At 72.0% G+C, this 22,632-nt stretch carries 18 protein-coding genes and 1 pseudogene; 11 read left to right on the top strand and 8 right to left on the bottom strand.

Features of this window, described 5'->3' with window-relative positions:
- The first annotated feature begins 44 nt into the window (after positions 1-44).
- On the top strand, positions 45-1,052 hold the full coding sequence (gene sbnB, locus EV567_RS25175) for a 2,3-diaminopropionate biosynthesis protein SbnB (RefSeq protein ID WP_130443901.1): 1,008 nt from the start codon (positions 45-47) through the stop codon (positions 1,050-1,052).
- A 101-nt stretch (positions 1,053-1,153) separates the two neighbouring features.
- Here sbnB and EV567_RS25170 read toward each other — a convergent pair whose 3' ends face one another.
- The gene (locus EV567_RS25170) at positions 1,154-3,094 is read right to left on the bottom strand and encodes a serine hydrolase (protein ID WP_130443899.1); all 1,941 of its coding nucleotides are present in this window, start codon (positions 3,092-3,094) and stop codon (positions 1,154-1,156) included.
- A 176-nt stretch (positions 3,095-3,270) separates the two neighbouring features.
- Between EV567_RS25170 and EV567_RS25165 the strand changes: the two genes are divergently transcribed.
- Together EV567_RS25165 and EV567_RS25160 are read left to right on the top strand one after the other, a co-directional pair.
- Positions 3,271-4,518: a sensor domain-containing protein gene (locus tag EV567_RS25165; protein ID WP_130443897.1), complete on the top strand. Its 1,248-nt coding sequence runs from the start codon at positions 3,271-3,273 to the stop codon at positions 4,516-4,518.
- Positions 4,503-5,147 (top strand): response regulator transcription factor, encoded by a 645-nt coding sequence (locus EV567_RS25160; protein WP_130443895.1) that lies wholly within the window; start codon positions 4,503-4,505, stop codon positions 5,145-5,147. Before EV567_RS25165 ends, EV567_RS25160 begins: the two co-directional genes overlap by 16 nt.
- A gap of 469 nt (positions 5,148-5,616) precedes the next feature.
- Here EV567_RS25160 and EV567_RS25155 read toward each other — a convergent pair whose 3' ends face one another.
- The 3 genes from EV567_RS25155 to EV567_RS25145 form a co-directional block, all read right to left on the bottom strand.
- A complete protein-coding gene (locus tag EV567_RS25155) occupies positions 5,617-6,072 on the bottom strand; it encodes a nucleotide exchange factor GrpE (RefSeq protein WP_207228850.1) in 456 nt (151 codons plus the stop codon).
- 164 nt (positions 6,073-6,236) lie between these two features.
- Positions 6,237-7,424, bottom strand: a complete 1,188-nt coding sequence (locus EV567_RS25150; RefSeq protein WP_130443891.1) for a tetratricopeptide repeat protein — start codon at positions 7,422-7,424, stop codon at positions 6,237-6,239.
- 24 nt (positions 7,425-7,448) lie between these two features.
- On the bottom strand, positions 7,449-9,068 hold the full coding sequence (locus EV567_RS25145) for an Hsp70 family protein (RefSeq protein WP_165430477.1): 1,620 nt from the start codon (positions 9,066-9,068) through the stop codon (positions 7,449-7,451).
- Between the two features lie 245 nt (positions 9,069-9,313).
- Here EV567_RS25145 and EV567_RS25140 point away from each other — a divergent pair, with 245 nt between their 5' ends.
- The 3 genes from EV567_RS25140 to EV567_RS25130 all read left to right on the top strand — a co-directional run bounded on the left by EV567_RS25140 (position 9,314) and on the right by EV567_RS25130 (position 12,139).
- Positions 9,314-10,684: a DUF4190 domain-containing protein gene (locus EV567_RS25140; RefSeq protein ID WP_130443889.1), complete on the top strand. Its 1,371-nt coding sequence runs from the start codon at positions 9,314-9,316 to the stop codon at positions 10,682-10,684.
- Between the two features lie 147 nt (positions 10,685-10,831).
- The gene (locus EV567_RS25135; RefSeq protein ID WP_130443887.1) at positions 10,832-11,584 is read left to right on the top strand and encodes a GntR family transcriptional regulator; all 753 of its coding nucleotides are present in this window, start codon (positions 10,832-10,834) and stop codon (positions 11,582-11,584) included.
- A gap of 360 nt (positions 11,585-11,944) precedes the next feature.
- Positions 11,945-12,139: an SPOR domain-containing protein gene (locus EV567_RS25130; protein ID WP_130443885.1), complete on the top strand. Its 195-nt coding sequence runs from the start codon at positions 11,945-11,947 to the stop codon at positions 12,137-12,139.
- Positions 12,140-12,164: 25 nt separating this feature from the next.
- Here the strand turns inward: EV567_RS25130 and EV567_RS25125 are convergent, their stop codons facing one another.
- Positions 12,165-13,550, bottom strand: a complete 1,386-nt coding sequence (locus tag EV567_RS25125) for an MATE family efflux transporter (RefSeq protein WP_130443883.1) — start codon at positions 13,548-13,550, stop codon at positions 12,165-12,167.
- Positions 13,551-13,663: 113 nt separating this feature from the next.
- Here EV567_RS25125 and EV567_RS25120 point away from each other — a divergent pair, with 113 nt between their 5' ends.
- Positions 13,664-14,188, top strand: coding sequence for a PadR family transcriptional regulator (locus EV567_RS25120; RefSeq protein ID WP_130443881.1), 525 nt, complete (start codon positions 13,664-13,666; stop codon positions 14,186-14,188).
- Between the two features lie 74 nt (positions 14,189-14,262).
- Positions 14,263-14,664 (top strand): NUDIX domain-containing protein, encoded by a 402-nt coding sequence (locus EV567_RS25115; protein ID WP_130443879.1) that lies wholly within the window; start codon positions 14,263-14,265, stop codon positions 14,662-14,664.
- Between the two features lie 37 nt (positions 14,665-14,701).
- Here EV567_RS25115 and EV567_RS25110 read toward each other — a convergent pair.
- Positions 14,702-14,893: pseudogene (locus EV567_RS25110) on the bottom strand (DNA-binding protein); the annotation flags it as partial.
- Between the two features lie 115 nt (positions 14,894-15,008).
- Here EV567_RS25110 and EV567_RS25105 point away from each other — a divergent pair.
- The 3 genes from EV567_RS25105 (at position 15,009) to EV567_RS25095 (ending at position 19,912) form a co-directional block, all read left to right on the top strand.
- The gene (locus EV567_RS25105) at positions 15,009-15,416 is read left to right on the top strand and encodes an ATP-binding protein (protein ID WP_130443877.1); all 408 of its coding nucleotides are present in this window, start codon (positions 15,009-15,011) and stop codon (positions 15,414-15,416) included.
- Between the two features lie 330 nt (positions 15,417-15,746).
- Positions 15,747-18,662 carry a SpoIIE family protein phosphatase gene (locus EV567_RS25100; protein WP_242620995.1) on the top strand — a complete coding sequence of 972 codons (2,916 nt, stop codon included), beginning with the start codon at positions 15,747-15,749 and terminating at the stop codon, positions 18,660-18,662.
- 122 nt (positions 18,663-18,784) lie between these two features.
- Positions 18,785-19,912 (top strand): hypothetical protein, encoded by a 1,128-nt coding sequence (locus EV567_RS25095; RefSeq protein WP_130443873.1) that lies wholly within the window; start codon positions 18,785-18,787, stop codon positions 19,910-19,912.
- Positions 19,913-19,926: 14 nt separating this feature from the next.
- Here EV567_RS25095 and EV567_RS25090 read toward each other — a convergent pair whose 3' ends face one another.
- Together EV567_RS25090 and EV567_RS25085 are read right to left on the bottom strand one after the other, a co-directional pair.
- Positions 19,927-20,694: a succinate dehydrogenase/fumarate reductase iron-sulfur subunit gene (locus tag EV567_RS25090; RefSeq protein ID WP_130443871.1), complete on the bottom strand. Its 768-nt coding sequence runs from the start codon at positions 20,692-20,694 to the stop codon at positions 19,927-19,929.
- Positions 20,691-22,622: a fumarate reductase/succinate dehydrogenase flavoprotein subunit gene (locus tag EV567_RS25085; protein ID WP_130443869.1), complete on the bottom strand. Its 1,932-nt coding sequence runs from the start codon at positions 22,620-22,622 to the stop codon at positions 20,691-20,693. Before EV567_RS25085 ends, EV567_RS25090 begins: the two co-directional genes overlap by 4 nt.
- Positions 22,623-22,632: the final 10 nt, after the last annotated feature.

Raw genomic sequence — 22,632 nt, 5'->3', positions numbered from 1 at the left:
GCCCGCACCCTCCCATCCGCTCACGATCTCAAGGACCTTCCTCCATGTACGAGTTCAGCGTCGTCGGCGGCAAGACCGCGCGGGAGATCATCTCGGCCTCCCGCCAGGACATCGTCGACGTCGTCCGCGACACCTACCTCGCCCACCACGCGGGCGACACGGTGAACCCCGACAGCTACTTCCTCCGCTTCCCCGAGAAGCCCGACGCCCGCATCATCGCGCTCCCCGCGCACCTGGGCGCCGGCGCCGACGTCTCCGGCATCAAGTGGATCAGCAGCTTCCCCGCCAACATCGAGCGCGGCATACCGCGCGCCTCGGCGGCCCTGCTGCTCAACGACCACGAGACCGGCTACCCCTTCGCCTGCCTGGAGGCCTCGCAGATCAGCGCCGCCCGCACGGCCGCCTCCGCGGTCCTCGCCGCGGAGCGGCTCACCGGCGGGCGCACCGCCGGGAAGCTGACCGTCGTCGGCGCGGGCATCATCGCCCGCAACATCCTGGAGTTCTTCGCGTCCCGCGACTGGCAGGTCGCCTCGGTCACCGTCCACGACAAGAACGAGGAGTACGGCGCCGCGCTCGCCGCCCACGCGACGGACGCCCTCGGCTACCCGGCCGGCACCGAGTCCGACCTCTCCGCCGCCCTCACCGGCGCCGACGTGGTCGTCCTCGCCACCACCGCCGCCGAGCCGTACATCACCGACCCGAGCGCCTTCGCGCCCGGCCAGGTCGTCCTCAACATCTCGCTGCGGGACATCGGCCCGGAGCTGATCGAGGGGGCGTACAACATCCTCGACGACGTCGAGCACTGCCTGAAGGCCAACACCTCGCCGCACCTCGCGGAACAGAAGTACGGCGACCGGCACTTCGTCACCGGCACGCTCGCCCAGTTCATCCAGGGCGAGGTGACCACCGGCGACGACAAGCCGGTCGTCTTCTCGCCGTTCGGCCTCGGCGTCCTCGACCTCGCCGTCGGCCTGCACGTCTTCCGCGCGGCGCGCGCGGCGGGCGAGGCCGTGGAGATCGCGGACTTCTTCGGCGAGACCAGCCGCTGGTAGTCCACCACCCCCACGCACGACGGGGCCCGGGCGGGTTCTCCCGCCCGGGCCCTCCCGCGTCCGAGGAAGGAGCGATCATGAAGGGACTTGCGCGACACGCCCTAGCCCACCATCCGGTACGAGGCGGCCACCCCGAGGAAGACCAGCGCCGCCAGCGTGCTGCACGTGTAGTGCACCCGGCCGGTCACCCGCCACCAGCGCCGCCGCCACGCGAGGAACGCGCACACGACCATGGCGCCCGTGGTCGCCAGCGCGACGCCGGTCAGCGCCGGGACCGCGGTCAGCAGCGGCGAGTCGCCGACGATGATCGTGCGGTTGAGGGCGTTGGGATCGGCGGACAGCAGCATGAAGCAGACCGTCGCCGCGATGATCAGCGCACCGGACGTCCACAGCAGCAGCTTGGCCGCGCGTGCCCCGGCCGGCGCGCCCGGCGAGCGGCGGCGCACCAGGGCGAGCACCGGCAGCGCGAGCACCGTCAGGGCGAGGAAGCCCAGCGAGCCGAGCAGCACCCGCTGGTGCAGCGCGGGGGAGAGGTACCAGGGCAGCCGCTCGTAGGTGACGGAGGCGTCGGAGGCGACCGAGAGGCGCCCGTCGCGGAAGGCGATCCGGTCCTGGCCGCCCCGCTCCTGGAAGAGCCCCGGACTCAGCTGCACCCAGTGCCGCTCGCTCACCTCGGGGTTGCGGGACAGCCCCGTCGTGGTCAGCGTCGCGCCCTCGCCCGCGCTCACCCGGACCGAGCCGATCAGGGCGCTCACCCGGGTCAGCTCCGAGGCACTCGTACGCGTCGAGCGGTACTCGCCCTCGTACGGCGTGACGTCGGCCGTCGAGACGGAGCGGCGGGCGGCGGCCGCGACTCCGAAGTGGTCGGCGAAGCGGTCCACGACCTCCTGCCCCGCATAGGCGGCGACGCCGTTCTCGCCGTCGCCGTCGTAGACGACGTACACCGCCGCGTCCCGGTCCGGCAGCAGGGCCAGGTTGCCGTGGAAGCCGGGCAGGTCACCGTCCTTGACCAGCATCCGCATCCCGTCCCGTTCACGCTCCTCCAGGATGTAGCCGAGGCCGGGCAGCCGGTCGTCGTTCCCGAACTGGCGCTTCATCAGGGCGTCGGCCGAGCGCCGGGTGAGCACCGGACCGCCGCCGTCGAGCAGCGCGCCGAGCAGCCGGCCCATGTCGGCCGCCGTGGTGACCGCGCCCGCGCCGGTCGGGGACCAGTCGCCGTACTGCCCGTCCTGGACCCGCTGGTGGCCGCCCTCCGGTCGGTGGCCGCGGGCGAGGTCCGCCGCGATCGCTGGGGGGTGCGGCTGGGCGAAGCTGGTCCGCGTCATCCCGAGCGGCCGCAGCACCGACCGGTCCAGGTAGGTGGCGAACGGCGTGCCCGTCACCGTCTCGACCAGGTAACCGGCCAGCGCCACACCGTAATTGTCGTAGCTGGCGACCTCACCCGGCGGACGCACCCGACGCGGCTGGTGCGCGGCGAGGCTCTCGCCGAGCGGGCGCACGTCCTCGGGCCGGGTGGCGGCCCGCCCGATGATGTTGTTGTCGAAGCCCGCCGTGTGCGTGAGGAGATCGCGTACCGTCACGGGGTGCCCCGGATACGTGTCCTTCACCTTGAAGGTCGTGAGGTAGCGGTTGACGTCGGCCGACAGGTCGAGGCGACCGCGCTCCACCTGCTGCAGGACCGCGACGGCCGTGAACAGCTTGGCGTCGGAGGCCAGGAAGAACCCCGTGCGCCGGGGGTCCACCGGGGTCCCCGAGGCCGCGTCGGCGACGCCGTACCCCTTCGTGAGGACCGGCCGGCCGTGCTCGACGACCACCACCGACGCGCCGGGGATCCGGTAGTCGGCGAGCTGCTTGCGTACGAGCGCGTCGACCGCCCCCGTGAGACCGGCCGGGCCGGAGGCCGCGGGGAGTTCGGACGAGGCGCGGGTCTCCGCCCGGACCGCCGGCGTCGCGGCGGCGGTGCCGGCGCCACCCGCCAGCAGCAGCGGCACGCAGAGCGGGAGGAGCAGGTGCCGCAGTCGCAGTCGCAGTCGCTTCGTCATGGATACAGCCAAGCCGTCACGGCGAGGACGGGACAGCCACCCCGGTGGCGTTCCGGGGTGTACCTGGGTACACCGTCGCGGACGGGACCCACGTCCCCTGCGCACGGTGTCCACAGGGAGAAGACTCAGGGCATCATCACGGCAGGGAGCCGTGCACAGAGGGGAACGGGACGACCGTGGACAACCTGAACATCCGCACCGGCCTCCGCGCCGTGGGCAAAGGAGTGACCGTCCTCGGTCTCGCGATCGCGGAACTCGTCCTCTTATGCCTCTTCCTGACGGCGGTCTCGCTCATCGGCATCGGCCTGGGCGTCCTGCTCGTCCCGGCGCTCGCCGTCGCCGTACGGGCCGTCGCCGACGCCTCCCGCAGGACCGCGGAACGCTGGTCGGGCCGCGCGATCGAGAATCCGTACCTCCCCGCGCCCGCCGCCGGACCCGGCCTCAAGGGACAGTGGCAGCGCACCCACTGGGTGCTCACCGACCCGGCGACCTGGCGCGACCTGGCCTGGATGCTGGTCAACCCCGTGGTCGGCGTGGTCGTCGCCCTGATGCCCCTCGCCCTCGTCGCCGCCGGGATCGGCGGCCTCCTGATGCCCGCCGTCTACCGCCCCATCGCCGACGCCGGCACCAACTACTACCTGTGGATCGAGATCAGCGACCTCACGTCCGCCTGGTACTGCGCCGCCCTCGGCGCCGTCCTCCTCGCCGCAGGTCCCACCACCGGCCCCGCCCTGCTGCGCGCCCACGCCTCCCTCGCCCGCACCCTGCTCGCCCCCACCCGCACCGCCCAGCGCGTCCGCCGCCTCACCGACAGCCGCAGCGACGCCGTCAGCAGCTCCGCGGCCGAACTGCGCCGCATCGAACGGGATCTGCACGACGGGGCGCAGGCCCGGCTGGTGGCCCTCGGCATGAACCTCGGCGTCGCCGAGCAGCTCCTCAGCAAGGACCCGGAGGCCGTCCGCGCCATCCTGGCCGACACCCGCAAGGCCTCCGCCGCCGCCCTGACCGAGCTGCGCGACCTCGTCCGCGGCATCCACCCGCCGGTGCTCGCCGACCGCGGCCTCGCCGACGCGGTGCGCGCCCTCGCCATGGACAGCCCGCTCGACGTCACCGTCAACGCCGACCTGCCCGGCCGCCTCGAGGCGCCCGTCGAGTCCGCCATGTACTTCGCGGTCGCCGAGGCCCTCGCCAACGCCGCCAAGCACGCCGCGCCGGACACCGTGAGCATCGACCTCTGGTACGAGGGCGGCGCGCTGCGCGGCCAGGTCATCGACGACGGCCAGGGCGGCGCCGACCCCTCGCGCGGCACCGGGCTGCGCGGCATCGAACGCCGGCTCGCCGCCTTCGACGGCCTCCTCGCCATCAACAGCAAGCCGGGCGGACCCACCACCCTCACCATGGAGCTGCCGTGCGTGTTGTCCTAGCCGAGGACCTCTTCCTGCTGCGGGACGGCCTCGTCCGCCTCCTGGAGTCCTACGACTTCGAGGTGGTCGCCGCCGTGGACACCGGGCCCGGACTGCTCCAGGCCCTCCTCGACCACAAGCCGGACGTCGCCGTCGTCGACGTCCGGCTTCCGCCGACGTTCACGGACGAGGGCCTGCGGGCCGCACTGGAGGCCCGGCGCCAGATCCCCGGCCTGCCGGTCCTGGTCCTCTCCCAGTACGTGGAGCAGCTCTACGCCCGCGAACTCCTCGCCGACGGCAGCGGGGGCATCGGCTACCTCCTCAAGGACCGGGTCTTCGACCCCGACGGCTTCGTGGACGCGGTACGCCGTGTCGCGTCCGGCGGCACCGCGATGGACCCCGACGTGGTCGCCAAGCTCTTCGCCAAGGAGTACCACCGCGACGGCCCGCTCTCCCGTCTCACCCCACGCGAGCGCGAGGTCCTCGGCCTGATGGCGGAGGGCCGCTCGAACGCCGCGATCGCCCAGGAACTGGTCATCACCGAACGCGCGGTGATCAAGCACACGTCCAACATCTTCACCAAGCTCGACCTCCCCCCCTCGGAGGCGGACAACCGAAGGGTCCTGGCGGTGCTGGCGTACCTCAAATGAGGCGCGCTGCCCGCGGCCGACCGCAGTGCACGCGTTCCTCAGAGGACGCCCGGGTTGAGGTCCCCGGCGATGGCAGGGGTGAGGGGATGGCCGGCCAGCAGGTGGCGGACGGCGTCGAGGGGGACGGGACGCTCGTAGTAGTCCTCGAAGTGGGCCCGGACCGTTTCCGGTGAGCGGTCGGCGAGGAGGTGGAAGAGGGCCGTTCGAGATCGACCTGGACCTCGACAAGCTCACCCCGCGGCGGGGCGGCAGCGCAGAGAGGAGCGTTGTCAGTGGGCCCTGGTTCCATGGCGTCATGAGCACCGCGCCCGAGATCGTCTGCATCTGGCGCGACACCGGGGACACCGCATGGCGTACCGGCTCGGCCATCGCTTTCCCCGCCGGCAGCGAGGATCCGGACAGCGGCCGACCGGGTAGGCGTTGACGCCGATGGGCAGGGCGCGGACGGCGCCCGTCCGGTTGCCGTCGCTCACCGGTCGGTGTAGACGCGTACCTGCTGCGGCCGCACGAGACGCTCGTCCATCCGGTACCCGTGCCGGACCAGTTCGGCGACCTCGCCGCGCTGCTCCGGGGTGGGCGCCGTGAGCACCTCGACGGCTTCCTGCGTCCCCGGGTCGAACGGGCCCCGGGCGAAGGGGACGCGGGTCATGCCGTACCTCTCCAGGATCGTCAGCAGCTCCGTCGCCACGGAACGGGTGAGGGCGTCGTCCTGCGCGGCCTGCCCCTCGATCCGGTCCACGAGGAGGATCAGGTCGTAGAGGAGCGGCTGTGTGATCCGCCCCTCGGCGGCCTTGCGCGCGTGGTTGAGCTCGTTCAGCAGCCCGTCCACGCTGCGGCGCACCTCACGGTCGTTGAGTAGCCGGCGTCGGAACTGGTCCCCGAGGGAGGCGAGTTCGTCGCGCATGCCGTCCACGGCGTCAGCCACGACGGCGAACGGGTCGGGCCGCCCCGAGGCCGGGGGCTCCGTCGGCGGGGAGGGGGGCGCCTCAGTCGACGGCTGCCCCGGCACGGGCGGGGGAGCGCTCATGGAACTCGGCGAACCCGAACCCGGCGAACCCGGCATCGGTGCACTCGGCGTACTCGGGGAAGTCACGGAACTCTCCTGATCTGCGGCCTGAGTTGCGGAGGCAGGCCCCTGTAGGCGTGCCGCCAGCGCGGCTTGACGCCCATCACGATCGGCAGCCCGAACAGGGCGGCGAGGGCGACGACGTCGAACGGCGACGGCAGCGCGAACGACAGCGCCAGGCAGACGGCGATGACCGGGGCCATGGGGCCGGTCCAGCGCCACGTTCTGGCGAACGCCCGGGCCGCCTCCGTCCGGTAGACGTGCAGAAGGCCGGCGAGGGCGAGGTCCGAGACGCCGACGGCGAGCGCCTGTTCCACGCAGTGCCGGACGGTCGACGCGCCGTCCGGCGAGGCGACCGTGTACCGCCGCCGGCCCGGATGCCAGGCCATGGCGCCCTCGGCCCGCAGCGACCAGATCCGGGCGATCTGGTCCCGCAGGTCGGTGTCGCCGGGCCGCAACCGCAGGGCCTGTTCGTAGGCGCTCAGCGACTCGTCGTAGCGCCTGGCCCGGTAGAGGTTGTCGGCGGCGGCGATGTACGAGGTGACGTCGGCCGGCGCGAGCCGGGCCGCCGCCAGATGCCAGTCGGCGGCGGTGCCGTGATCGCCGTGCCGCTCGTGAACCCGGGCGATCAGGGTGTGGGTGAACGCGTCGCCGGGGCGCAGCGCGAGGGCGCGCCGGAACTCCTGCACCGCGCTGGACAGTTCCCCCTGGGTGGCGTGGACGATGCCGAGCAGCTGCCATGCCTCGGCGTCGCCGTCGTCGTGGTGCACGGCCTGCCGCAGCTCGTACAGCGCGCCGGTGAGGTCGTTCCGGCTGACCAGCGTGCGGGCGTGCCCGAGCCAGTCCCGGACGCGCTGCGGCGGTTGCTGCCCGGGCCGGGTCACCGGGGCCTGCCGAGCTGGGGTCGGGCGGGCCTGGGTCGGGCCGGCCGGCCGGCGCGCCCGGTCCAGCGCGCGGTCGTAGGCGCGGCGCCGGTCGGGGTCGAGCAGTTCCCCGCGGGACCGGGTGATCAGCGCGACCTTGTCCTCGGCCTCCCGCCGCTTCGCGGCGTCGGGGGCCCGGCTCGCCCGGCTCGACCACTTGCGGAACGCCTTGTCCAGCAGACCGCCGATCTGGTCCGCGGTGGCGGACCGTGGGATGTCGAACTCCTCGTAGTAGTCCGGTAATGCGTCGTGACGGTCGTGGCCGTCGAGGGTGCCGTCCGGCGTCATCGCTGCCGCTCCCCGCGCCGACGGCTACAGGGTCGGGATACGGGCGACGCGGTCACCCAGCTCGGCCAGTTCGGCCGGGTCCAGGTTGTCGGGGCGTTCGAGCTCGAACTCGCCGAGCCATCTGCCCGTCGTGCCGTCCTTCACCTCGACGTGGATGATCCCGTCGACGTCGTAGGAGTAGAAGACCTCGAACGGCGCGCCCTTCGGGTAGCGCGGGATCTCGATGACGCCCTCGCCGACCGTCTTCACATACGCCAGGTCCTCGTCGTCGCCCTCCGTCACCCGCACCCTGAGCCGCGACTGCCGATCGGAGAGGGTGTGGAAGGTGTCGCTCTTCTTGGCCGGCACGGGCGTGTTGTGCGGGATGATCACCGCGTTGTACTCGAGGGTGTGGTCCTCCTCGTGGACCGCGACCATGCCGAGGGACTGCGAGGTGACGTCCCTGATGGACTTCACTCTGCCCTGGGTGAGGCGGGCCAGGCCGTCGCCCGGGGCGGAGTCCACGCTCGCGCCGCTGCCGACGTACTTGCGTTTGTCCTGCGCCTCCTCGGCACGCACCGCGGCGTCCAGCGCGACCAGTGCCGCGCCGAGGGCGACCACCTCGTCCTGGGCGATCCCGCGCTCCGGCTCCGCGCCGGAGAGCCGCCGGAGCAGCTCTTTCACCATGGGCATCCGGGTGGACCCGCCGACCAGCAGCAGCCGGTCGACGTCGGCCCAGCCGAGCCCGGCCTCTTCCAGCACGCCCTCGGTGATGATGCGGGTGCGGTCGAGGAGTTCGGCGGTGATCTCCTCGAACTCCTCCCGGCTCAACGGGATCTGCTCGTGCCGGCCGCCCGCGGAGAGCACCACGATCGTCTGGGCGGCGGTGGAGAGGGTGCGCTTGGCGATCTCCGCCTTGTCGCGCAACTCGGCCTGGAGTCCGCTGTCCTCGTTGAGGTCCTGACCGCCCGCGGCCATGAACGCGCTGTTGAGGTGGTTCATCAGCGCGCCGTCCCAGTCGAAGCCGCCGAGGTTGCGGTCCCCGTCGGTGGCGACGACCGTGTAGTCGCCGTCCTCGACGCGCATGACGGTGACGTCGAAGGTGCCGCCGCCCAGGTCGTAGACGAGCACGGTGCCGATGGGCGCGCCGTCCTCCCCGTCGTCCGGGCCGTCCCCGGCGGACCGGCCGAGGCCGTAGGCGAGCGCGGCCGCGGTGGGCTCGTTGACGATGCGCAGCACCTCGAGCCCGGCCAGCCGCCCGGCGTCCAGCGTCGCCCTGCGCCGTGCGTCGTCGAAGTACGCCGGCACGGTGATGACCGCCTGCTCCACGGGCTCGCCGAGCACCAACTCGGCGTCCTCCTTGAGGCGTTTGAGCAGCAGGGCGGAGATCTCCTCGGGCCGGTAGGGCGTGCCCGACTCCGACCGGTAGACGGGGTCGGTCTCCCCCATGTAGCGCTTGACGAACTGCACCACATGGTCGGGAGCGGTCGCCGCGGACCGCTTCGCCTGGGAGCCCACGACGACGGTGTCCCCCTGGAACATCACCACCGACGGCGTGATGTTCTCGCCCTCCCGGTTGCGGACGATGGACGGGCTCCCCGAGCGGTCGGCGACCGCGACGGCGCAGTACGTGGTCCCTAAGTCGATCCCCACCACACGTGTCATTGCTGATCCCCCTCACAGCGCAGGCACCTCGAGCGCGCAGAACTGCTGACGGTGACCATCATGCCCATATCAAGGCTGGTTGACAGCCTTTCCGGGAGAGCCCTTTCCCGCCGGCGTCACACCCCGTCGCGTCGCCTTCGCGCCCCGCATGCCGCATCCGTCCGCCACACGCTTACCATGCGCGCAGTCGTACGTCAGTTCTGTCCGCGTCGCCGACCCGTCCGATCCAGGAGAGCACGGTACCCGTGTCCATACCCCCGCCCCCCGGGCCTCAGCAGCCCCAGGACGACCCGTACCAGCCTCCGCAGCCGCAGGCCCCGAACCCGCACGACCCCAACCCGCAGGCCCCGAACCCGCACGACCCCAACCCGCAGGCCCCGAACCCGCAGTACCCGCACCCGTACGGCCCGCCCGTGACGGGCGAGTCCCCGCAGGGACAGCAACCGCACGGACAACCCCCGTATCCGCAGGGCCCCTTGCCGCACGCCCCGTACCCCGCCGCTTCCCAGGTGCCCTACGGCGCGCCCCCTTACGCCGTCTGGGGGCAGGGGTACGCGCCCGTCAACCGGCCCGCGCCGGTCAACGGGGTCGCCATCGCCGCCCTCGTCCTCGGCGTGCTCTGCTTCCTGCCGGCCGTGGGGCTGATCCTCGGGATCGTCGCGCTGGTGCAGATCAAGAAGCGGGGCGAGCGCGGCAAGGGGATGGCGATCGGGGGCGCGGTGCTGTCCGGCCTCGGCCTCGCGGTGTGGATCCTGCTCCTGGCCACGGGCGGCGGGTCCGCGTTCATGGAGGGGGTCAAGGAGGGGGCGGCCCGCAACACCAGTCTGTCGCTGGCCAAGGGCGACTGCTTCGACGTACCGGGAGCGTCCTTCGACAAGAACGTCTACGACGTCGACAAGGTTCCCTGCGCCGGCGAGCACGACGCCGAGGTGTTCGGGATCGTCCCGCTGCCCGGCGACGACTACCCCGGCGACAGCAGCGTCTCGGATCAGGCCGAGGACCAGTGCTGGACGCTCCAGTCCGCCTATGCGATGGACTCCTGGGCCCTCACCAAGGACGTCGAGGTGTACCACCTCACGCCGACCCGCGAGAGCTGGGAGTGGGGCGACCGCGAGATCACCTGCGTCTTCGCCCACACCGGCGAGAAGGGCGCTCTCACCGGCTCCCTGCGCGCCGACGAGACCACGCTCGACCCCGACCAGCTGGCGTTCCTGACCGCGATGACCACCGTCGACGACGTGCTCCTCCAGGAGCCCGAGGACCTCGCCGAGGACGACCTGACGGCGAACCGCAACTGGGCTTCCAACGTGGGCAACATGACGAGCGTGCAGGCGCGGGAGCTGGGCGGTCATCCCTGGCGCGCCGAGGCCGAGAAGCCCGTCACCGACCTCGTGACGGATCTTCAGAAGGCGGCCAAGGAGTGGACGGCGGCGGCCGAGGCCTCCGACGTCGACGCCTTCTACGAGCACTACGAGAACGCGTACGCGTACGTGGACGGCGAGGCCACAGTCACCGCGCGCAAGGCTCTGGGGCTCAGCACCACGCGACCCTCCTACGGCGACGGAGACAGCGGCGGTGCGGGCGGCGGCACCGGCGGGGGCGGCCTCGACGTGTGATCACCTCCATAGTGGGCAGAAAGTGCCTGCGTAAAGCCCCCTGCCGGAGGAAGTCATCACATCGGGTGATTCTCTGGCCTTTGCTTGCACGGCGGAACCCACGGTTGCCAGGCTGTAGCTGTCTGTACAACCTGATGGGAGTGGCCAGTGACATTCGGTGAGCAGCCGGCCTACCTGCGCGTCGCAGGTGATCTCCGTAAGAAGATCGTCGACGGTTCGCTGCCACCGCACACCCGGCTGCCCTCACAGGCCAGAATCCGCCAGGAGTACGGCGTCTCCGACACCGTCGCGCTGGAGGCGCGCAAGGTGCTCATGGCGGAGGGGCTGGTCGAGGGCCGCTCCGGTTCGGGCACGTACGTGCGGGAGCAGCCCGTCCCGCGCCGGATCGCCCGCTCCGGTTACCGCCCGGCGAGCGGCGCGACGCCGTTCCGGCAGGAGCAGTCCGAGGGGTGCGCGCGCGGGACGTGGGAGTCCAGCAGCGAGCAGACCGAGGCGAGCCGGGCGGTCGCCGAGCGGCTCTGCATCCAGCCCGGGGACCGCGTGATGTGTACCAAGTACGTCTTCCGGGAGGCCGGTGAGGCGATGATGCTCTCCACCTCCTGGGAGCCCCTGGCCCTCACCGGCCGCACCCCGGTGATGCTGCCCGAGGAGGGCCCGCTCGGCGGGATGGGCGTCGTCGAGCGCATGCGCGCGATCGACGTCATCGTCGACAACGTCGCCGAGGAGGTGGGGGCCCGCCCCGGCCTCGCCGACGAACTCCTCGCCCTGGGCGGCGTGCCCGGGCACGCGGTGCTGGTCGTCCAGCGCACCTACTACGCCTCCGGACGCCCGGTCGAGACGGCGGACGTGGTCATCCCGGCGGACCGCTACCGCGTCGCGTACCACCTGCCGGTGCGGTGAACCTCGGCCGCGGGGCGCGCGGCGCACAACCCCGCGGCAGTTGCCCCTGGAAACCGCCCGCCACGGGGGCGCTCACGGGCCGTCGTAATCCGGTCGTTTCGCGCTGTTCCCGCAGGTCGCTCCCGGAAAGCCCGGCAACGCGCCGACCGGAGGCGTCATGTCCCGCGCCCGGCGCGTTCGGTCCCGTGCGCCCCCTGCGTCTTGGCTGGTTGCGTACCTGTTTGTGAAAAGCCGTGTTCGCTGCGTGAAGGTAAGGCGTACGCTCGGGCATATGCGGATTGCGGTTTCCTCAGAGGGCGGGGCGCGAAGCGGGCCGCGGACGACATCAGGGCGGACCGCCGAGGGAAGGAGACGCGGGGCGTGACGAACGACAGCACCACCTCTCTGCCGTGGCTCGTCATACGGCAGGACGACAACGGCAACCGCTACCGCGTAGGCCAGTACGCCACGCGCGCGGAGGCCCAGAAGATCGCGGACAGCCTCGACGGCCGCGGACACAAACAGCTCTACTGGGTGGAACGCATAGGCCCCAACGGCACCGCCGTCCGCGCCTGACACCACGCGGCCGCCGTCCCGCAGTTCAGGCAAGTCGGTTGTCGGGTGTGGAGTCGCGAGATGCGGCGGAGGTTCCTGGCCGACTGCCGTCGAGGCGGGTGGTCGTCGGGGGCGCTGTGCGCCGGTACATCCTGGCAACAGCCGCGCACTGGAGGGCCATGGATGCTGCCATGGCCAGGCAGATGCCGGGCAGTCCCGCCCCCGACAGGCCGTACGCGAGGGTCAGTTGAAGCGTCACCCCGCACGTGGTGATCCGGGCGAGGGCGGGACTGGCACCGCTGCCCTCGAACACCCCGCCCAACGCGATGAAACAGGCGAGCAGTACCAAGTACGGTCCCAGGCACCGTAGGTAGAGCGTGCCGGCCTCGGCCACGGCGCCTTCACTGCCGAAAGCCCGCATGATCCATGGCCCGGCGGTGAGCAGCGCCAGCGCGGCCGCGAGCCCCAGCGCCCCGGCGAGAAGCAGTGCCTGCCGCCCGATGGCCCATCGCTCGTCGTGTCCGGTGCCGAGGCGGTGGGAGGTACGGATGGCGGCGGCTTGACGTACCGAGTAGAAGGCCATGGTTGCGACGTACATGGCCTTGGTCGCGATTCCGTAGGCGGCGACTTCGGTGACACCGATCCGGGCGACGACGGCCACGAGGGCGAGCGCACCCGTCATCCGCACGACGAAATCGGCTGACATGGGCAGCCCTGTCGCGGCGACCCTTCGGGCATCGGAAGCGAGTGACCTGGTCCCGTCCAGGGGCGCCCTGGCTGCCTGCCGTACGAGGGCGTTGCGGCGCAGCGCGATGAATCCGCAGGCAAGCGCGAACGTCCGGCCCAGCACAGTGGCGATCGCGGCCCCGCGGACCCCGAGCCCGCAGCCGAGGATGAGCAGCGGATCCAGCGCGAGGATCAGTCCGTTGGCGAGGATGGCGAGTCTCATCGGGGTGCGGGTGTCGCCCGTGCCTTTCAGGATGCCGTCGATGACGTTGGTCGCGAAGAGTACCGCGATTCCCGGCAGCGCGATCGAGAAGTAGCCGGTGGCGAGGGGCAGCGAGCTGTCTTCGCCGCCCCCGAGCACGAGTCGGGCGAGTGGCCGGCGGCACAGGAAACCGCCTACGGCGACGACGGGCGTGACGATCGCCCACAGTGTCCAGCCGCCACGAACGGCGGCCCGCATCGCTGCCGGATCCTCCGCGCCTGTGGACCGTGCGACCAGCACGGTCATGCCCGACCCCGCGACGAGGATGACGCCGAGCAGCAGGTTCTCCAGGTTGGTGGCGACGGCCACCGCGGCGACAGCCTCTCCGCCGAGCCTCGCCACCCAGACCATGTTGATGATCCCGGCGGTGACGCCCGCGAGCAGCTCCAAGTAGACCGGATGCGCCAGCGACACCAGCTCGCGCCGGTGCTCTGCTGCCCTCATGACCATTCCCCCTCTTTTCGCTGTACCTCGATTAGAGGTACAGCGGAAAGAGGTAGCATGGTCGCGCGGGACGGGCAAGCGTCCGGACAGGCGCAGGAAGGGGTTCGGGGGGCGTGCTGGAGCTGTCGATTCTGGGTTTCCTCTGCGAGGAGCCCTTGCACGGATACGAGCTGAAGGCCCGCATCCAGGGCCTCAGCGGCCACATTCGCCCGGTCAGTGACGGCGCGCTCTACCCGGCCATCACCCGGCTGGTGAAGGCGGGTCTGGTCGAGCAGCGCACCGAGCCGGGAAGCGGAGCGGCACCCCGGCGGATCCTCTCCCTCACCGAGGCGGGCCGCGCCGGCCTGCAGGCTCGGCTCCGGGACCCCAAGGACGCCGAAATCACCGACGGGCAGCGCTTCTTCACGCTGCTGGCGTTCTTGCGACACCTGCCCGACCGGGCGGAGCAGGCCGCCGTCCTCCGCCGTCGACAGGCCTTTCTGGACGCACCGGCGAGCTTCTTCTATCGCGAAGGCGAGCCGGTACGGGCCGAGGAGGCGCCGGATCTCTTCCGCCAAGGCATGTTGCGCATCGCCCGCGCGACGGGCGCCGAGGAGAAGCGGTGGCTGACCGAGGCGATCGCGACCTTGGAGGGCTGAAACGGCCCGGCGGACGCGTGCCGGGCTCGTTAAGGTCCTGACTGACGACGGTTCCGGATGGTGAAGGCGGAGTGATGACGGCCCTGATCGACACGGTGGCGTGGGTGCTCGTGGAGAACGGCAGGATTCTCTGCGCCAGGCCCCGGGGGAAGGACGTCTTCTACATCCCCGGTGGCAAGCGGGAGGGTGCGGAGAGCGACCTGGAGACCCTGCTGCGTGAGGTCAAGGAGGAGCTGACGGTGCTCCTCGATCCGTCCACGGCGGTGCACGTGGGCACCTATGAGGCCGAGGTGCCCGGCGCGCCGACCGGCACCGTGGTGCGCATGAGTTGCTACACCGCGCGCTATGAGGGGACGCTGTCCGCGAGCAGCGAGATCGAGGAGACCGCCTGGTTCTCGTACGCGGACCGCCCTCTGGTTCCTCCGGTCGACCAGCTGCTGTTCGACGACCTCAAGGCCGGCGGAACACTGCTCTGAAGGTGCGCCGAGCCCGGCTCCCCGCGGGCGGCGGTGCTCACGCGTTTTTGATGATCACGCGCTTCCCGTAGAGGTCCGACCAGTCGTCGCGATCGGAGGTCAGAAGGATCGCGGTGGCCGGGACCCGGAGTGCGAGCGGGGCGCCGAGGGTGTCGATCGCGTACTTGTACCCGTGGAGCCCACGTGGGTCCTGAAGCAGCCCCGCCGCGATCAGGGAGTCCTCCTGGGCCTCGGTGATGCAGCGGGAACTCCCGTTGCTCGCACGGTGAGGCGCGGGCGATATCGGGTATGGGCCCATTAACCCCACGAAAACGGACAGGGGTGTTCCTCGCCGGGCCCGGGATGTGATCGGCGTGATCGACAGCGGAGGCGAGCGCGCCGAGTGGACCTTCCCCGCGGATCCGGGAGCGGTGCGCAGGGCTCGCGGTGCCGTCCGGGGCCAGTTGCGCGGCTGGGGCCTCGACAGCCTCGGCGATCTCGCCGCCCTGCTGGTCAGCGAGCTGGTGACCAACGCGCTGCGGCACGCCACCGGCCCCATCGGCGTCCGGCTGATCCGCCCGGCCGGACTGGACGGGGTCCTGCTGGTGGAGGTCTCCGACCCGCTGCCCGATCCGCCGCACGAGCGCGTCGCCGGGCTGGACGACGAGGGCGGCCGGGGGCTTCAGCTGGTCGCCTCCTCCTCGCGCCGTTGGGGCACCCGCCCCGGAGGCATCGGCAAGACGGTGTGGTTCGAACTGGCTGTACCCGGTTGAGCCGGAAGCCCACGGGAGTGGGGCCGCGTCTGGAAGGCTGGGGCTCCGGAGGTCCGCGCGCCGTGCCTGTCGCGCCGGCGCCCGCCCGTGCGTCGCGCCCCGGCCCGCGGCTCCCGGACGCCTCGCCGGCGACCCGTGCCGGAAGGTGCGGTTCGACCACGGGTCCGCTGGTTAGAAGACTGGCAGTGTTGTCACGGAACGGTCCGGAAAACAGCGGGACCGAGCTGTGATCGTGAACACCGTGCCGCGCGGCGCCGTAGTGCTGGATACTGCGGGCAGCCGCCCCCGGTGACCGGTGCCGGGCGCGGTGAGCTGGAGGGGACGGTTCGCGTGAGCGAGATACCAGCGAAGGCCACGGAGTCCGAGGACCCGTCGGACGGCGCGAGGGCGAAGGCCGCGGGTGAACTCGCCGCCGGCGTCGGTCGCGACGCCGGGCGGGACGCCGGACACGTCGACGTGACCGACGGCGACGGTGACGGCGAAGGCGAGGGCCGCGGCCGGGAACGCCGCGGCGAGAACGGCGGCCGGAGCGGAAACACCGGCACAAACGGAAACACCGGAACAAACGGAAACCCCGGCGCCGACGGAAACCCCGGCGCCGACGGAAACGCCGGCATCGACCGAAACCCCGGCCGCGACGACCACACCCACCGCGACGAACCCGCCGCTCGCACCCCGTTCGGCCACGACGGCCTCGGCGGTCTCGGCGCACTCGGCGGTGAGGCACAGCCCGGGGACGCCATGTGGCAGAGCAGCCCGCCCGGCTCGATCTACGACTACATCAAGGCCGCCTCGTTCTCGATCGGCCCCGACGGACTCGTCGACCAGTGGAGCCTGCGCGCCGAGCAGATCTTCGGCATCCCCGCCGGGCGGGCCGTCGGCATGGACCCCATCGACGCGTTCATCGACCCCGACCTGCGCGAACACGGCCAGCGCAAGATGGCCGAGATCCTCGACGGCCGCGAGTGGACCGGCGTCGTCCCCTTCCGGATGCCCGACACCGACGACGGCCGGCGCGGCGAGGAAGGACTCGCCGAGGTGTACGTCATGCCGACGCGCACCCAGGAGGGCGAGAAGGCCGCCGTCTGCATAGTCGTCGACGTCCGCACCCTGCGCAGCATCGAGACCGACCTCGCCGCCTCGCAGGCGATTTTCGGCCAATCGCCCTTCGGTTTCCTGCTGATCGACCCCGACCTGCGGGTCCGGCGCGCCAACCACCGCTTCGCCTCCCTCTTCGGCGGCACCCCCGACGACCACCGCGGCAAGGGCGTCCACGACTACCTGCCCCGCTCCGAGGCCGAGCGGGTCAGCGCGATCCTGCGCCGGGTGCTGCAGACCGGCGACTCCATCACGGACATGCACGTCACCGGGTTCGTGCCGGACTCCGAAGAGCGCCGCCACTGGTCCATCAATCTCTACCGCGTGCACAGCGGTTCGGGCCGGCCGATCGGCATCGCCTGGCTCGGCACCGACATCACCGCCCGCCGCGAGGCCGCCCGCGAGGCCGCCGCCGCCCGGCGCAATCTCGCCCTTCTCAACGACGCGGGGGCCCGCATAGGGAACTCGCTCGACCTGGAGACGACCGCGCGCGAACTCCTCGACGTGGTCGTGCCCGGCTTCTGCGACCTGGCCACCGTCGACCTCTACCAGGGCCTCCTGGTCGGCGACGAGGCCCCGCACGGCCTGGCCGACGGCAGCGCCGAACTGCGCCGCGTCGCCTTCGCGTCCGCCGTCTCCGACGCCCCGTTCGCCGCCGGCGGCACCCCCGTCGCCGTCGGCGCGGTCCACCACTACCCCTTCAACTCCCAGTGCGCGGACGCCCTGCGCACCGCACGCCCGCAGTACATCCCCGGCGAGGAGGGCGGGGCGGTGCAGTCCACGCTCGCCGTCCCGATGGTCGCGCACGACACCGTCGTGGGACTCGCGCAGTTCTCGCGGACCAAGGGCAGCGAGCCGTTCGGGGACCGCGACCGGGACCTGGCGGTGGAGCTCGCGGCCCGGGCGGCGGTGTGCATCGACAACGCGCGCCTGTACCGCCGGGAGCACGAGCGGGCGTTGATACTGCAACGGTCCCTGCTGCCGCCCGGCGACCCGGTCGCCTCCGGACTGGACATCGCCTGCCGCTACCTGCCGGGCAGCGTCTCCACCGGCCGCCCCAGCGAGGTCGGCGGCGACTGGTTCGACGTCATCGAACTGCCCGGCCACCGTACGGCGTTGGTGGTCGGCGACGTGATGGGGCGCGGGCTGCGCGCCGCGGTCGCCATGGGCGAACTCCGCACCGCCGTCCGCACGCTGGCGCTGCTCGACCTCGAACCGGCGGAAGTGCTCTCGGCGTTGGACGAGATCGCACGCGGCCTCGGCACCCCCGGCGGGGTCCAGCAGGCGACGCGCGCGGCCCGCCGGCCCCGCGAGGCCGACCTGTCCGAGGTGTACCTCGCGACCTGCGTCTACGCGGTCTACGACTCCGTCACCCGCCGGTGCACCTTCGCCAACGCGGGTCATCTCCCGCCGGTGCTGGTGGAACCCGGCGAGGCGGCGCTGATGCTCGACGTGCCGCCGGGCATGCCGCTCGGCGTCGGGGGCGAGCCCTTCGAGGAGGTGGAGGTCGACCTGCCCGAGGGCGCGCTGCTCGCGCTCTACACGGACGGCCTTGTCGAGTCCCGCGACCATCCGCTCGACGAGGGGCTCCAGGCGTTCGTCGGCGCGCTCACCGACCCGTCCAGGCCGCTGGAGGACGTCTGCGACCACGTCCTCAACACCCTCGACACCCACCACGGCGAGGACGACATCGCCCTGCTGATGGCACGTGTCCAGGGCCTGCCCGTCGACTCGGTCGGCGACTGGACCCTGCCCCGCGAGCCGCGCAGTGTGGGCCGGGCCCGCGAGCACGCGCGCACCCAACTGCTGGCATGGGGTCTCGAACAGCTCGTGGACACCACGGAGTTGCTGGTCAGCGAGCTGGTGACGAACGCGCTGCGGTACGGCGAGGGCGAGATCCGACTACGGCTGCTGCTCGACCGCACCCTCGTCTGCGAGGTCTGGGACGCCGGTCTGGTCCAGCCGCGCCGCCGTCGCGCCCGCGACACCGACGAGGGCGGCCGGGGCCTCCAGCTGGTGGGCCTGCTCTCCGCGGCCTGGGGTTCCCGGCGCACCCCGCGCGGCAAGACCGTCTGGTTCGAACTCCCCCTCCCCGACGGGGAGACGACGCTCACGGACCCCGCGGAGGCGCTGCTCAGCCTGTTCTGACCCGCGGTCCCGCGTGATCGCAACCGGAACACCCGTTCCCCTCGTCCTCTTCGGCAACGTCGGCCACACGACTCCGGCCGCACCGCCGGGCAGCACGTCGTGCGCCAGAAGGGGGACTCAAGATGGGCAACTCGCCGCAGACCGACGAGCCCGCGGCCGAGAAGCGACCGGAGGAAGAGGCACGACCGTCCGAGGAGCCGGCACAGCCCACCGAGGAAACCCGACGCGCCGAACCGGCGCCGAGCAAGCGCCGTCGCCTGCTCCGCCGCCTGGCCCTCGCCGTCCCCCTGATCCTCCTCGTCCCGCTCCTCACCGCCCTCACCGTCCTGCGCGTGAACTACATGGGCGACCCGGCCGACGGCACGTTCACCCGGGGCAAGGACGCACTCTGGCTCGGCCACGCCTGGGTCGACGGCCGTAAGAAGGACGCCGACGTCACCGCCCTCGCCGCCCGGCTGAAGCGCACCGGCATCCGCGACCTCTACGTCCACGCGGGCCCCCTGGAGCACGACGGCACACTGCCCGCGTCGGCGTACCCGAACGCCCGCTGGTTCCTGGCCGCCGTGCACCGCGAGATGCCCGGGATCAGGGTCCAGGCCTGGCTGGGCGACGTCCTCGCCAGTGAGGGGTCCGGCGGCATGCGGCTGGAGAGCGCCCCGACCCGGGCCGCCGTGGTGCGGTCGACCCGCGAGATCCTCGCCGCAGGCTTCGAGGGCGCCCACTTCGACCTGGAGCCCCTGCACTCCGACGACGCCGACTACCTCACCCTCCTCGACGCCCTGCACGCCGTCACCGCGGCCCGGGGCGTCCCGCTCTCCGTCGCCGCCCACCAGATCGACCCGCTGCCGGGCCTGCACACCGCCCGGGGCACGCTCACCGGCCACCCGAAGTGGTGGTCGCAGCGGTTCTTCGGCCAGGTCGCCCGCCGCGTGGACCAGATCGCGCTGATGTCGTACGACACCATGCAGCCGCTGGAGAGCACGTACGGCGGCTATGTCGCCCAGCAGACCTCCCTGGCCCTGGAGGTCACCCCGCAGACCACCGACCTGCTGATGGGCCTGCCCTTCTACCACCAGAAGGGGTTCGGCCACTGGGAGCACGCGGAGACCGTCGCCGGCGCCGTCCGCGGCGTACGCCTCGGCCTGTCCCGCACGGACGCGGACCGGCGCAACTTCGGCGTCGCCGCCTACGTCGACTTCGCCGCACAGGAGGAGGACTGGCAGGCCTACCAGGACGGCTGGGTGCGCTAGCTCCCCGGGGAGCGTCAGCTCCGCCGGCGGATCTTGTCGCCCAGCCACACCAGCGGGTCGTACTTGCGGTCGACGGCACGCTCCTTCAGGGGGATCAGGGCGTTGTCGGTGATCTTGATGCCTTCGGGGCAGACCTCCGTGCAGCACTTGGTGATGTTGCAGTAGCCGAGACCGTGGGCGTCCTGGGCGGTCTTCTTGCGGTCGAGGCCGCTCTCCTCGGCCGCGTCCAGCGGGTGCATGTCCAGCTCCGCGATCCGCATCAGGAAGCGGGGCCCCGCGAAGACCGGCTTGTTCTCCTCGTGGTCGCGGACCACATGGCAGGTGTCCTGGCACAGGAAGCACTCGATGCACTTGCGGAACTCCTGCGACCGGTCCACGTCCTCCTGGAACATGCGGTACTCGCCGGGAGCCACCCCCTCCGGCGGCACGAAGGACGGGATCTCCCTGGCCTTGCGGTAGTTGAAGCCGACGTCGGTGACCAGGTCGCGGACGACCGGGAAGGCACGCAGCGGTGTGACGGTGATCGTCTCGTCCCGGCCGAAGACCGACATGCGGGTCATGCACATGAGCCGGGGCCGCCCGTTGACCTCGGCCGAGCAGGAACCGCACTTGCCCGCCTTACAGTTCCAGCGCACGGCGAGGTCGGGGGCCTGGGTGGCCTGGAGGCGGTGCACGATGTCGAGGACCACCTCGCCCTCGTTGACCTCGACCTCGAAGTCCTTCAGGCCGCCGCCCTCGACGTCGCCGCGCCACACTCTGAAGTGGGCCTGGTAGCCGCTCATCGGTACAGCTCCTCTTCGGCGAAGTACTTGACCAGCTCCTCCTTCTCGAAGAGGGCGAGCAGGTCGGGGCGGACGGGGTCGGTGGTCTCCCGTGACAGGACGATCTTCCCGCGGGACGGGTCGGCGGCGCCCTCCGGTCCGGCGGCCGGTTCGGCGGGCCGGCACAGCAGATTGACGTTGCGCCAGGCGCGTTCCATCGCCGGGTGGTCCTCGCGGGTGTGGCCGCCGCGCGACTCGGTGCGTTCCAGCGCGGCCCGCGCCACGCACTCGCTCACCAGCAGCATGTTCCTGAGGTCCAGGGCGAGGTGCCAGCCCGGGTTGAACTGGCGGTGGCCCTCGACGCCGGCCCGCCGGGCCCGTACCCGCAGCTCCGCCAGTTTCTCCAGGGCCTGCTCCATCTCGCCCTGCCGGCGGATGATGCCGACCAGGTCGTTCATCGTCTGCTGGAGTTCCTGGTGGAGGGTGTACGGGTTCTCCGCGGGCGCCCCCGAGGGCTCCTCGGCGGAGAAGGGGCGCAGAGCCTCCGCGGCGGCCAGGTCGACCTGTGTGTCGTCGACCGGGGGCCGCCCGGCGGCGAGGCCCGCCGCGTACTCGGCGGCGTGCAGTCCCGCCCGGCGGCCGAACACCAGCAGGTCGGAGAGGGAGTTGCCGCCGAGCCGGTTGGAGCCGTGCATCCCGCCGGCCACCTCACCGGCCGCGTACAGCCCGGGCACCCCGCGCGCGGCGGCCGTGTCGGAGTCGACGGCGATGCCGCCCATCACGTAGTGGCAGGTCGGGCCGACCTCCATCGCCTCCGCGGTGATGTCGACGTCGGCGAGCTCCTTGAACTGGTGGTACATCGACGGGAGCCGCCGTTTGACGACCTCGGCGGGCATCCGTGTGGACACGTCGAGGAAGACGCCCCCGTGCGGGGAGCCCCGGCCCGCCTTCACCTCGGCGTTGATGGCGCGGGCGACCTCGTCGCGGGGGAGCAGTTCGGGGGGCCGCCGGTTGTGGTCGGGGTCGTCGTACCAGCGGTCGGCCTCGTCCTCGGACTGGGCGTACTTCTCCTTGAACACGTCCGGGATGTAGTCGAACATGAACCGCCGGCCCTCGGAGTTCCTGAGCACCCCGCCGTCGCCGCGCACGGACTCGGTGACGAGGATGCCCTTCACCGACGGCGGCCAGACCATGCCCGTCGGATGGAACTGCACGAATTCCATGTTCAACAGGGGCGCGCCCGCGAGCAGGGCGAGCGCGTGGCCGTCGCCGGTGTACTCCCAGGAGTTCGACGTCACCTTGAATGACTTGCCGATGCCGCCGGTCGCGATCACGACGGCAGGGGCTTCGAGGACGAGGAAACGGCCGGTCTCACGCTCGTAGGCGAAGACCCCGCTGACGCGTGAGCCGTCCTTGAGGATCCGGGTGACCGTGCACTCCTGGAAGACCTTGAGGCGCAACTCGTGGTCGCCGGTCTCCTTGAAGTCCTCCTGCTGGAGGGCGACGATCTTCTGCTGGAGGGTGCGGATCAGCTCCAGTCCGGTGCGGTCGCCGACGTGCGCCAGGCGCGGGTACTCATGGCCGCCGAAGTTGCGCTGGGAGATCCGGCCGTCCGCGGTGCGGTCGAACAGGGCGCCCCAGGTCTCCAGCTCCCACACCCGCTGCGGCGCCTCCCGCGCGTGCAGCTCGGCCATCCGCCACTGGTTGAGGAACTTGCCCCCGCGCATGGTGTCGCGGAAGTGCACCTGCCAGGTGTCGTGCTCGTTGGCGTTGGCCATGGCCGCCGCGATGCCGCCCTCGGCCATCACGGTGTGCGCCTTGCCGAACAGCGACTTGCAGATCACGGCCGTGCGCGCGCCCCGCTCACGCGCCTCGATGGCGGCGCGCAGACCGGCGCCGCCGGCCCCGACCACGACGACGTCCCACTCCTGCCGGTCGACCACGGACATCACAAAGCCC

This window comes from Streptomyces sp. BK239 (genome assembly GCF_004217285.1).
In the GTDB taxonomy this organism is placed as follows: Bacteria; Actinomycetota; Actinomycetes; order Streptomycetales; family Streptomycetaceae; genus Streptomyces.
The sequence above is the reverse complement of the archived record's forward strand: the minus strand, read 5'-3'. Positions and strand labels throughout refer to the sequence as shown.